Genomic DNA, 12,025 nt, shown 5'->3' on the forward strand with positions numbered 1-12,025 from the left:
TATTTCATTGTTCACTGTAAATTTCGCATCCCGGTTCTCCGGGATGTTTTTTTTGTCCCTACTTCGCCGGTTTCGCGCTCATGTGGAACACCAGCGTGCCGCCGTTCATGATGTCGTCGTGGGAGATAAAGCGGTCCAACACTTTGCCGTTCAGTTCGGCTTTCTTCACGTACACGTTTTTCGCGCCCTGGTTAACGGTTTTGACGTTGAAAGTGCGGCCGTTTTCCAGTCGGATCTCCGCGGAAACAACGGTCGGGCTGCCCAGTGCGTATTCCGTGGAGCCGGGGCAAACAGGGTAGAAGCCCAGCGCGGTGAAGAGGTACCAGGCGCTCATCTGCCCGCAGTCGTCGTTGCCGCCAAGGCCGTCTGGCGCGGGTTTGTACATTTTTTCGATGATCATCCGCACGCGTTCCTGCGTTTTCCATGGCGCGTCCGTCCAGTTGTACAGATAGGCCGCGTGATGGGCGGGCTCGTTGCCGTGAACGTAGTTGCCGATAATACCCTCGCGGGTAATGTCTTCCGTTTCGGCGAAGAACGCGTCGGGCAGGTGCATGGTGAACAGCGAGTCGAGGTGGCCGGTGAACTGTTTCTTCCCGCCCATCATATCGATCATCGTGGCGGGCGCATGCGGTACATACAGACTGTAGTTCCAGGCGTTCCCTTCGATATAGCCTTGCCCGTGGGTGCTCAGTACGTCGAAATCCTTGCGGAACGTGCCGTTGCTGAGGCGCGGGCGCATGAAGCCGGTGGTGCCGTCGAACACGTTGCGGTAATTTTCCGCGCGTTTGGAGAATTCCGTGTAAAGGTCGTTCCGGCCGAGTTTTTTCGCGACCTGTGCAATGCACCAGTCGTCGTACGCATATTCGAGGGTTTTGGAAACGGAAGAGCTGTTCTTATCCTCCGGTACATAGCCCAGTTCCATATAATAACCGATGCCGTCGTAAGGTTTGTAGCGGGCGGTGGCGGCGCAGGCTTCGAGCGCCTGCAGGGCGTCGTACCCTTTGATATTGCCTTTCATGATGGCATCCGCGATCACCGAAACGCTGTGATAACCGATCATGCACCAGTTTTCGTTGCCCTGGTGGCTCCAGACGGGCAACATTTTGTGCACACTTTGGTTATAATGTTCCAGCATCGATTTCACCATGTCGGCATTCCGGCCGGGTTGAAGGATGTTGAAAAGGGGATGAAGGGCGCGATAGGTGTCCCACAGCGAGAAAGTACTGTAGTTCGTCCAGCCCTCGGCGCGATGGTTGTTCTGGTCGATGCCGCGGTAGGTGCCGTCTGCGTCGGCGTAAGTGGTAGGACCGAGATACGTATGGTACAATGCGGTGTAAAAGTTGACGAGATCGTCTTCCTTCAGCATGTCTGCCTTCACTTTGGACAGCTCGCGGTTCCAGGCGTCGCGGCCCTGGCGGCGAACGGCGTCAAAGTCCCAGCCGGGATTCTCCGCGTGGAGGTTGTTCAGCGCACCTTCCGTGCTCACGGGCGAAAGGGCCATTTTCACGGTCACCGCTTCGCCGGGCTGCGCGTCGAACCCGAACCAGGCGCGGATCTGGCGGCCGGCCATTTCGGGGAAGTTCTCCGTCTGGTTGAATTTGCGCCAGAACCCTTTGTATACGTCGCTGGCCAGGTTTTGATGACCGTAGCGGCGGATGGGTTTGGAAAAGGTCATGGCGAAATAGAGCGTCCGCGTGCGGGCCCAGCCGTTGGTTTGGCGGTAACCGGTCACGAGGGTGTCGTTTTCCACCCGTACGAACGTCCACACATTCTTGTTTGAGTAGTTGTAGAGGTTGGCCATGAGGTCGAGCACGATATGCGGGTTATCGCCCGACGCAAAGGTGTACCGGTGCATGCCGGTGCGGTTGGTGGCGGTGAGCTCGGCGGTGATGCGGCTTTCGTCGAGCAGCACTTTGTAGTAAGCCGGTCCGGCGGTTTCGTTTTGATGGGAGAACCTCGACCGGTAGCCGTTTTCAGGATGGTCTGCCGTTCCGGGATTGAGCTGTACGGGGCCGTTGGCGGGCATGATGAGGAAATCGCCCAGGTCGGAATGGCCGGTGCCGCTGAAATGGGTGTGGGAAAACCCGGTGATGGTAGGGTCCTGGTACTGGTAGCCGGCACAATAACGGTACACGTCCGGGTTGTATTTCCCGTTCATTTCGTACGGGATGGTGTCTGTGTCCGGGCTGAGCTGCACCATGCCGAAGGGGACGGTGGCGCCGGGATAGGTGTGCCCCATTTTGGCGGTCCCGATAATGGGCCTGACGTACCGGGCCGGGTCCTGCGCAGGCAGGAGCGTGGGGGCCAGCAATGCCAGGCTGGTAATGAATAAACGCATGAGTAAGGAAGGATTGATTATTGTAGCCAAAGATAACAAAATCGTTTTTGCACCGATAATTCATGCGGATTGCAGATGTTTTGTTAGATTACCGGTTGAATTTTTTTTTCGGACGATACACCCTGCGGGGATGCAAATTCCATCTATTAATGTAACACCACTGAGTCTATGGCAGAAAATTTAGATCATATAAGGCAGTTGTACCTCCAGAAACTGGCAGGAGCTACCACCGAAAGTGAGGATGCCGAACTGGCCGCGGCATTGACCGATCCCCGGATCCGGAAAATGTGCGACGAGCTGGACGAACTCTATGAGTCGCCCGAAATGAGGGAGCTGTTACGGGAGCGGCCCACCAATAAGCGGTGGGACGAGCTGGCGGCGCAGGCGATGGAAAGCGCCGGGCGTGCCGGGCGGACGATCCGGATTTTCCGGTACGTGGCCGCGGCTTCCGTTGTGCTGATGATCGGGGCGGTCGTTTATACCCGGTACATCCATCATCCGCAGCCCGAAATCCGGGAAATGGCCCGCCTCTCCCCGGAATACGCTTCCGATGAGGTGACGATCAAAATGGCCGGCGGCGACCGGATACCCTTGTCCCCCAATTCGTCGCGCCTGGTGTCGCGGGTGAAATTGCGGATGGAGGGCGACAAATCCATCAAATATGAAGACCCGACCGGGCAGGCCGACGGCTGGAACCAGCTGGAGGTGCCACAGCGGCTGGATTGCAGGCTGGTGCTGTCTGACGGCACTGAAGTGTGGCTGAATTCCCGGAGCTCGATCCGTTTTCCGTTCACGTTTACCGGCAACAGGCGGGAAGTGGAGGTAACGGGCGAGGCATATTTCAATGTATCCCCAGATGCCGGCAAGCCATTCGTGGTGCTGACGCCGCAGGGGGAAGTGCAGGTATTGGGAACGAGTTTCAACGTGAACACCTATGAGCCCGGTAAGGTGGTGACTTCGCTGGTGAGCGGAAGCGTTCGCGCGGCGGGGCACGGCGGTACGGCTGTTTTGAAGCCGGGGCAGGAAGCGGTGTGGACGGAGAATAAACCCCTGGAAGTGGTGCGGTTCGAGCAGCGGGACAAGCTGTCGTGGATGCAGGGGGTGTATTATTTCAAGGCGGCTGATTTCGGGGAGATCGCCAAGATGGTGGAGCGTTGGTATAAGCTGGAGCTGGTGGTGGATAAACCGGAGCTGGCGGCGCTGAAGTTCGATGTCAGGATGGATAAAAACAAATCGATCGATGAGTTCATGAACATTTTGAAGGTCATGAACGGGTTGGATTACCGGATCGAGGGGAAGGAGCTGCACATTTTCTAATGTATTTCACGCGAATCACGACCATATATTAATTTTTTCATTATGGAAAATTCATATTTGACGAACCGATTGCAGTACATTTTCCTGACGGATAACCTCAGTTGGGACGATTTCGTACATCGTGCGGGGGAGAATGGTTCGAACTTGCGGGAGGAGCTGCTGGATTTGCTGGAGGAGTCCAGCGAGTTATTGTCCAGGATCGGCTACCACCTGGAGATCATCAAGAACAATGAGCATATTCTCTGACCTGATTGTTAGTTATTCCCTGAGTTAACCATTATATTTGTTTTACGGGGGTGCATGTTAGACATGACCGGTGTCCATTAACGCGAGATTAACATTTTCGCTTTTTTTAGCATGCTGTTTTTTCACTAACTTCAGTGAAGAAATTTTCCGTATAAGCATATGATTGATACATCTGCGGCGATTCCCGGAAAATAGATGTTCGGGGATACGGGCGGGTGGTTTTTAACAGACCAAAAACATAGATGCGTAATTAATATGCCGGAAGAATCGTTCTCATCACATCAGGATCATGCGTCTGGAGCAATGCTGGCATTGGTCCGTGATTTGTTCGCACAACACCGTAAGGCGTTGATTGTGGAGGCTACGCTTATCCTGAAAAATATCTGGGAGGCGGAAGATGTGGTGCAGGATACGTTCGAAGTGATATTGAAAGGCGGCCACCTGAGCAAGGTGGAGCCGGATAAATACCATGCTTACCTGTACCGTGCGGTGCGCAACAATTGTTTGAGCACGCAGCGGAAGGCGGTGGCGGATAAGCGGAAGAAAGACCGTTTCGAGGAAACGGAGCCCAGGTTTGAGCCCGGCGAGATGCTGGAGGCCTGGGATACGCGTCAGCGTTTACGCGACGCGGTGAAAGCATTACCGGAGCAAAGGCGGTTGGCGTTCGAGAAAACGTACCTGGAGGGGAAACCGCACCGGCAAGTGGCCATAGAAATGGAGCTGAAACTGGAAACGGTGAAAAGCCACATCAAGATCGCGTTGAAAAACCTGCGCGATCGCCTCAAACACCTGCGATAAATCGCCCTTATGGTTGGGCCTATCATCTACACAAACTTGTTAGCATGCTTGGACAAAAACAAAAATCCTATTTTTGACAATAGGATTTTTGTTCATATTATGAGACAACCCCCGGTTTCCCACATGGCCCATCTCCATGTTCAGTACCCCGGAGTCTGCTGCCAGAACGAACGAAGTACAAACAACCAAAATTTGTAAATGATTCGCATGGGGAAAATTGCAGCGATTCTGGTCCACACCTTATTCATTACCATGTTTTTGAGCGTGGGCAGTCCGTCACGCGCCCAACAGGTGCCGCCTCCGCCCCCGCAAGACGTTCCCAAAGAGCTGACCTTCACGTTATCGGGCACCTTTACCGTCGGGGAGATTTTCGACCAGTTGCACCGGCAGACCAATATTTACGTCAACCGCAATCATGCCATCATCGATTTCACCCGGAAGCTGACGGTGCATTTCCGCAGTACGTCTATCCGCGAGGTGATGGATAAAGTATTGGGGGATCTGCCCATCGACTGGATGATCACCGGGCTCGATATTGTGTTATTCCCCAGCGCCAACCCGGTCCGGTTGAAGGAGGAGACCATCACCGTGACGGGGCTCGTGATGGATAAGGACGGGGTGGTGTTGCCGGGCGTCACGATCATGGTAAAGGGGGAACAGAAGGGCGGGGTAACTAACGGGGAAGGGCGGTTCCGGATCGAGAAGGTGTTGCCGAAATCCACATTGGTGATCAATTCCATCGGGTTCCTGAGCCGGCAGTACCGGTTAGACGGCGAGCGGAAAGTGACGTTCATCCTGGAACCGGCGGTTTCGCAGATCGAGCCGGTGGAGATAACTGCGAACACGGGGTACCAGGTGCTGAAGAAGAAGGAGACGCCCGGGGCGGTGGTGGTGATTGATAGTGCTTTGATAAACCGGCCGGTAACTCCCAATATCTTGGATAGACTTGAAGGGGTTACGGGAGGCTTGTTAGCATTTAGATCCCAAGGCGCGATCAGGTATATTTCAAAGATGCCGGATGGAGTCGACTATGGATTTTATATCAGGGGATTTAGTTCGGTCTCGCCAAACAGAGTTAATCCCAATCCCTTAATAGTACTTGATAATTTTCCGTACGAGGGAGATCCGAAAAATATTAATCCGAACGATATAGAAACGATTACCGTTCTAAAAGATGCCGCCTCCTCCAGTATCTGGGGTGCCAGAAGTGGAAATGGCGTAATTGTAATGACTACAAAGAAGGGGCGGTACAATGAGAAAATGAGAATTGACGTCAATTCAAGTTTAACGGTAGGGTTAAAACCCAACTTGTTCTATGATCCCAATTTCCTGGAAGCCTCCGATTATATTGATGTTGAAAGAAAACTGTTTGATCTCGGCTATTTTGAAAATGATATAAATGATCGATTTTCTTACCCTCCAATATCCCCAGTTGTAGATTTATTGAATAAACGTAAGAAAGGGTCAATTTCTGAGGAATATTTAAACGAACAGTTAAAGGAATTGGCCCAAAATGATGTCAGGAGGGATTTAAGTAAATACTCCTATCGAAATTCTGTGAATCAGCAATATGCTGTTAGTATCCGGGGCGGAACTAAAGATCTGGGTTACTATTTGTCGTTAGGGCATGACCGAAATCAATCTGAAACAGTAAGAAATGGCCGAACACGCACAACGTTGATATCATCGAGCACTTTTTCACCATTGAAGAATATGGAGATTAATGGCTTTATCAACTATGCACTACAAAATACTGATGAGGGGAATGAAATGGTCTTTAGAGGGATTCAAAGCAGAGCTGGTAAGTTTACAGACTTATATCCCTATGCCAGATTTACTGATAATAATGGAAATCCAGTTCCCATAGCTAAAGACTTAAGTGCCAATTATACGGACAGTTTAAACCGGCTTGGGTATCTGGACTGGAAATTCCGGCCTTTGGACGAAATAGGAAGTAAGGTTAATAGCACATCCTTCCAGAATCTAATATTGAGATTAGCTATTAAATATAAGTTCTTTAAGAACTGGACGGTTGAAGTGAACTATCAAAATCAAAGACAGATTATTTATAGTAAGATGTTCTGGTCTAAGGATTCGTATTATGCTCGAGATTTGGTCAATACCTTTACGACGTACAATCCAGTCACCGGAAAACTTACCAATAACCTCCCAGTAGGCGGCATTATGAACATTGGCGACTATGATTGGAAGGCGAACAACTTAAGGACAACTGTAAGCTATGAGCGGAAGATAAAGGATCATAGCGCAAGAATGCTGCTGGGTGGTGAAGCTCGGGATTTAACGGCTGACGGGATTGAAAAAGCATCAGTTGGTTATGAGAACATCAACGGGGTTCCTGTAACCAACATAAATCCTAATATCCTCTACCCCACAATTCCATTTGGAGAATCCCGTCTAAGTGAAAAAATAGGGTTAAATGGAGCGCCGGTAGGACTGGTTAATCGATACATTTCTTATTTCTCTATTCTAGATTATAATTATATGGGGAAGTATGAAATGAGTCTCAGTGCAAGAAGGGATGGTGCGAACTTATTTGGAATCGCCACCAATAGAACGTTTTCTCCATTTTGGTCGATTGGGGCCGGATGGTCGATATACAAGGAAGAATTTTTTAAGGTTCCATGGGTAAATACGTTAAAGCTGCGGACCTCATTAGGAGAAAATGGTAACGTATATTTTGGATCGGCATATTTGACGATCTTTAGAGATATAGACCCACTCACAGGATTACCGAGTAATTCTATTTCCAATGCTCCCAATAAGGATCTGAAATGGGAGCGTATCCGGATGTCTAATGTAGGGATGGACTTCGCGATCCTTAATTATCGCATATCAGGTACTGTTGACTATTTCTTCAAGAAGAGCCTGGATTTAGTGCAAAGAACTAATGTTGCACCTCAGACAGGCTACTTGAATGCCATGACAAACTCTGCAGAAAGCCAGACAAGAGGTTACGAGCTAACGTTAAATAGCAGTTTTAAATTTAACAAGATAAAGTGGGGGAGTCGGTTAGTTTTGAATCATCTCAAGGACAGATTGAATAAGTATGATCCAAAGCCAAGCCGACAAACGATTATATTGACTAATCCATATTTTGATCAACTTCGAGTGCCTGGATATTCATTGAAGGGCATTTTCAGCTATAAATGGTCTGGTCTCGATCCTAAAACGGGAGATCCTCAAGGCTACTTAAACGGTGCGATAAGTAAGGATTACAGTGCGATACTAAACACTTTTCATCCTGATAGTCTGGTTTACCACGGCTCGGCGGTGCCAACTTATTTCGGCTCTATCAGAAATGACTTGGTTTATAAGAGACTTACTTTATCGGCAACTATTGGATTTAAATTGGGCTATTTTTTTAGAAAAAATGGCGTATCAACTAATTATGCGGAGTTGTTGACCTACAGAATGCATAAAGATTACAATTTACGGTGGCAAAGCCCGGAAGACGAATTGAAGACTTCAGTGCCGTCCATAGTATATCCCAGCAACGATTTTCGGAATCAATTTTATCAGAAATCAGAAATCATGGTGTTAAGAGGCGATCATGTTCGAATGCAGGATGTCAGAGTTTCATATGCCCTGATAGATAAACCGCGTGAGAAAAAATCGGTTAAGTTTTGTGAATTCTATGTTTATATGACAAACCTGGGGATACTGTGGCGGGCCAATAGAGAGGGAATTGATCCAGATGTAAGCCATGCAACCATATTCGATGCGTATCCCATTCCATTTTCTATTTCTGGAGGTGTAATGTTAAAATTGTAACTCATGCGGTCTTCAATACTAATATTGGCAATCTTCTTAGCAATTAGCTGTAAAAAGCAAAATGATTGGTTAGATGTTCCCAAGTCCAAGAACGATTTGCAATTAGAGTCGTTGAAGGATTTCCAGGACTTGTTAAACAACACTAAGGTTTTTAATCAAACCTTCCCGATGGTTGGGCAACTTGGTACTGATAACTATTATGTAAAAGACGCTAATTTAAGCAAAGTGACCGCCGTTGAGAAAAACGCATATTTATGGGAAAAGAATATTTATGATAGTAAAAGTTCTCCTGAGTATCTCTTTGCTTATCAAGCAATAAATTATTCAAACGTTATATTGGAACTCATAGATGGTATTGAAATTAAACCATATGAGCATGAATTGAAGATGAACATAATAGGCCAGGCATTGTTTTTTAGGGCATATTACTTTCATGAGCTGGCCAGTATTTATTGCAAACAATATGAAAAAAGCAGCGCAAATGCCGAAAGAGGACTCTGTTTAAAATTAGGCGCAGACATTAATGCAATTGTAAAACGATCGTCGCTGCAGGAAACCTATGATAGAATAATGCAAGATGCTTATAAAGCAAAAGATTTATTGCCCCTAACTTCCAATTTTTCCACTCAGCCAAATAGAATCGCGCTTTTCGCATTTATTGCAAGGATTGCATTAAATATGGGAGATTATAAAAGAGCTAAGGATTTCGCAGATTCGGTCTTGGAAAAGAGGAGTGAATTGATAGATTTTAACATAGAGCCTAAACTTACATTGACATTCCGATTTCCCGATTTTAAAGCGGGCAACCGAGAAATTTTGTTTTATGGTCAAGGAACAAGATATGCATTGTTAGCGCCAAATGATAATCCAAATTATGGGCTAGTAGATACAAGCCTTTATAGAACTTATCATAATGAGGACCTAAGGAAATTATTCTTCTACTCTGAGCTTTATTCGAATACTATTAAGTTTTTGGGGAGTTACACAGGGAACGCTACAAATTTTGCTGGAATTGGCTTGAATGAAGTGTATTTTATTAAAGCCGAATGCATGGCCAGATTGGGTGAGGTGGAGGGCGCTTTAAGTACCTTAAATTCAATTTTGGTGAAGCGTTTTAAAAAGGGTAAGTTCAATCCAATTGATGTGACGGATGCAGATTCGCTACTCAATATGATATTATTGGAAAGAAGGAAAGAATTCCCAATGACTGGACAACTAAGATGGCAGGATTTGAAGAGACTGAATCTGGATAATAAACGGAGTACGATTCTAATAAGAAAAATTGCGGAAAGAATAATATACTTACAACCTAACGATCCTAAATATGTATATCCGTTTCCGCAAGATGAAATAGAATTATCGGGAATTGATCAAAATCCAAGATAAATCAATTACTATATGTTGTGAGAATATTAGCCTGTGCGGCAATAACATTATATCCATTGGGAAGCCCGTTAGCAGCGCTGAATGTGCAAACATAAGGAGCCACTTGTCCCCCGAAGCAAGAGAAAGCAGGGCTCGTCGCTGCTACTTGAAAGCTTGATGCATCAAGACCCGTACCCGCAAGGCAATAATAAGTTTGACTATACCTTCCCCCATAAGCCTGAACACCACCAATTAATAACGCAATTGCAATTAAGCCAATTTTGAGCTTTTTCATAATAAAACGGTTTTGTGAGATCAATACGATTTTTTAAAATTTAGATGCTAGTAATAAAAGACAATACAATACGTGATTAAGAAAAGAGACAATTAACATTACGCGATTAAACAAGAGTCAAGAATCATTAAGTAACAGAAAAACGATACTAAAAGCGCAGACCATTGTCATAGTCTGTCAGCTTCAGACGCTGCGATAAAATGTTAAAGGGAAGGGGAAAGTTGGCGAAAACAGAAAGGAGAAAATGTGTGTAGCTTCAGGATAGCTGTACCTCCGAAGAAGTTATATCACTTTGCGGCTTGTTAACCTGAAAGATGGTATATATAGTAACTGTCAAGATGGCAATGTTGAAAATGAGATGGTCCGTCCAGCCGAAGCGCTTCACAATGCCGGCACAGCTGCAAGGTACGTGCGAAAACACATTTAACAAAATCATTCCGATATACCCGCTGAAAACAGCCAGCAGCCCGGCTCCGGCGTACAAACCCCACTTCACCGTTCTTCCGGAAATCATTAACGCGGCAATAACAAATTCGAGCAAAGGCAGCCCCCAGGCCAGCGGCTCCGCGAACGCATCGCTGAACGGCTGTTCCAGTAACCGGAACCTCCATAAACTAATGTCCGCCAATTTCACCACGGCGGCATATATCCAGAATAAAAACAGGAAAAATATAATACCCTCAAGCAGCCTCTTGTGCTTCATAGATACGTAATTAACGACGGTTATCAGATGCTAGTTCCCTCTTGTGTAGACATTATTTAGCGGAGCATGAATCGTGTTGGTCTGTTGTGCATTCTCATGTCGTTCATGCTTCTAATGTAAATCTACTCTACTAATTTTATTTTCCAACTACCAAATTGACGGATTTCTTTGCATTTTTTTCAATCGTTCGATTTTTATTCCTTTCGAACATTCATCGGCGGCTGCTGATAATAATGCGCGAACACCCGCGAAAACCCCGCTGCTGACTCATATCCCACTTCCCACGCGATCTCCTGGACCGGAAGCCCCGTCTGCGTCAGCAATTTGCGTGCCTTGTCTAACCGCAAGTCACGGATGTAATCGCACAAATGCTGGTGGAACACTTTGTAATATCCACGCCGCAATTGCGTGGGCTGAATCTCGAAACGCTTTGCCAGGTGCTGTATCGACAACTTCTTATCGATGTTCTCGGCGATGTAGCGCTTCACTTTGTTAAGCGTTTGGTAATCGCGATGGTATACCGCCAGATCTTCCGCCCGGAAACTAACACCCGCCTTGCCGAGCGAACGGAACAACAGGTCGAGCAGCAGCACCTGGCGCTTCAATCGCCAGATATTACCCTCCATCCCGCGCTGGTAAAGGCCCTGGAGCTGCTCCAGGTCTGATGGCCCGAGGAGCACGCGGTCTGGCCCCTCGTGCGGCAGCGCGATGGATTCTTCATTCACGAGCGATTGCATGGCCGGTGAAAAGAACAGGAAAAGAAAACGATGTGCGCCTTCGGGCAATTCCAGCTGGTGCGTGCCGGGCTGCAGGTTGAAGATCTGGAAGCTGTCGGGCTCCAGTTCCAGCGCGCCCCGGCCACGGGTATGCAGCCACGCGGTACCGTTGAGGTTGTACATGGCCACGGTGGCGGTAGTGGCAAGGAGGACCGACAGCATTTGGGTTTCCGACTGCCGGGTTTCGTATACCCACGTATGCAGGTACTGGTCTGAAAAATACTGGGTGAGGATCTCTCCGCCTGCGTTGCTGTTGTGATTGGCGATGGCTTCTTCGATGAGGCATTCACGGTAGTTCGGCGGAATCTGCATGGTAAAATCATAGTTGGCCCCGTGCAGGATGCCTGCGGTTGTTTTCATTGGCATGGAAAAATGTACTTTTTGGTAATGAAATA

The 12,025-nt window shown here is 47.8% G+C and carries 9 protein-coding genes; 5 read left to right on the forward strand and 4 right to left on the reverse strand.

Annotated features, from left to right (window positions below):
- Positions 1-58: 58 nt before the first annotated feature.
- A complete protein-coding gene (locus ACQKLP_RS05385; protein ID WP_427320778.1) occupies positions 59-2,377 on the reverse strand; it encodes a GH92 family glycosyl hydrolase in 2,319 nt (772 codons plus the stop codon).
- 129 nt (positions 2,378-2,506) lie between these two features.
- On the opposite strand from ACQKLP_RS05385, the gene ACQKLP_RS05390 reads away from it, so the two are divergent.
- The 5 genes from ACQKLP_RS05390 (at position 2,507) to ACQKLP_RS05410 (ending at position 9,877) form a co-directional block, all read left to right on the forward strand.
- Positions 2,507-3,655: a FecR family protein gene (locus ACQKLP_RS05390; protein ID WP_427320780.1), complete on the forward strand. Its 1,149-nt coding sequence runs from the start codon at positions 2,507-2,509 to the stop codon at positions 3,653-3,655.
- Between the two features lie 42 nt (positions 3,656-3,697).
- Positions 3,698-3,901 carry a hypothetical protein gene (locus ACQKLP_RS05395; protein WP_126245188.1) on the forward strand — a complete coding sequence of 68 codons (204 nt, stop codon included), beginning with the start codon at positions 3,698-3,700 and terminating at the stop codon, positions 3,899-3,901.
- 324 nt (positions 3,902-4,225) lie between these two features.
- On the forward strand, positions 4,226-4,699 hold the full coding sequence (locus ACQKLP_RS05400) for an RNA polymerase sigma factor (RefSeq protein WP_427320783.1): 474 nt from the start codon (positions 4,226-4,228) through the stop codon (positions 4,697-4,699).
- A gap of 207 nt (positions 4,700-4,906) precedes the next feature.
- Complete coding sequence (locus ACQKLP_RS05405) at positions 4,907-8,491, forward strand: SusC/RagA family TonB-linked outer membrane protein (protein WP_427320785.1); 3,585 nt, start codon at positions 4,907-4,909, stop codon at positions 8,489-8,491.
- A gap of 24 nt (positions 8,492-8,515) precedes the next feature.
- The gene (locus ACQKLP_RS05410; protein WP_427320787.1) at positions 8,516-9,877 is read left to right on the forward strand and encodes a RagB/SusD family nutrient uptake outer membrane protein; all 1,362 of its coding nucleotides are present in this window, start codon (positions 8,516-8,518) and stop codon (positions 9,875-9,877) included.
- Between the two features lies 1 nt (position 9,878).
- Here the strand turns inward: ACQKLP_RS05410 and ACQKLP_RS05415 are convergent, their stop codons facing one another.
- The 3 genes from ACQKLP_RS05415 to ACQKLP_RS05425 all read right to left on the reverse strand — a co-directional run bounded on the left by ACQKLP_RS05415 (position 9,879) and on the right by ACQKLP_RS05425 (position 11,990).
- A complete protein-coding gene (locus ACQKLP_RS05415; protein WP_427320789.1) occupies positions 9,879-10,151 on the reverse strand; it encodes a hypothetical protein in 273 nt (90 codons plus the stop codon).
- Positions 10,152-10,407: 256 nt separating this feature from the next.
- Positions 10,408-10,854: a MauE/DoxX family redox-associated membrane protein gene (locus ACQKLP_RS05420; protein ID WP_427320791.1), complete on the reverse strand. Its 447-nt coding sequence runs from the start codon at positions 10,852-10,854 to the stop codon at positions 10,408-10,410.
- A gap of 194 nt (positions 10,855-11,048) precedes the next feature.
- Positions 11,049-11,990 carry a helix-turn-helix domain-containing protein gene (locus tag ACQKLP_RS05425; RefSeq protein WP_427320793.1) on the reverse strand — a complete coding sequence of 314 codons (942 nt, stop codon included), beginning with the start codon at positions 11,988-11,990 and terminating at the stop codon, positions 11,049-11,051.
- Positions 11,991-12,025 lie beyond the last annotated feature (35 nt).

The organism is Chitinophaga sp. NPDC101104 (assembly GCF_050277495.1).
In the GTDB taxonomy this organism is placed as follows: Bacteria; Bacteroidota; Bacteroidia; order Chitinophagales; family Chitinophagaceae; genus Chitinophaga.

Bases quoted from the DNA above. Each gene is read 5' to 3' on its own strand.
- ACQKLP_RS05425 (WP_427320793.1), bottom strand. From the start codon at position 11,990: ATGAAAACAACCGCAGGCATCCTGCACGGGGCCAACTATGATTTTACC.
- ACQKLP_RS05415 (WP_427320789.1), bottom strand. From the start codon at position 10,151: ATGAAAAAGCTCAAAATTGGCTTAATTGCAATTGCGTTATTAATTGGT.
- ACQKLP_RS05395 (WP_126245188.1), top strand. From the start codon at position 3,698: ATGGAAAATTCATATTTGACGAACCGATTGCAGTACATTTTCCTGACG.
- ACQKLP_RS05405 (WP_427320785.1), top strand. From the start codon at position 4,907: ATGGGGAAAATTGCAGCGATTCTGGTCCACACCTTATTCATTACCATG.
- ACQKLP_RS05420 (WP_427320791.1), bottom strand. From the start codon at position 10,854: ATGAAGCACAAGAGGCTGCTTGAGGGTATTATATTTTTCCTGTTTTTA.
- ACQKLP_RS05390 (WP_427320780.1), top strand. From the start codon at position 2,507: ATGGCAGAAAATTTAGATCATATAAGGCAGTTGTACCTCCAGAAACTG.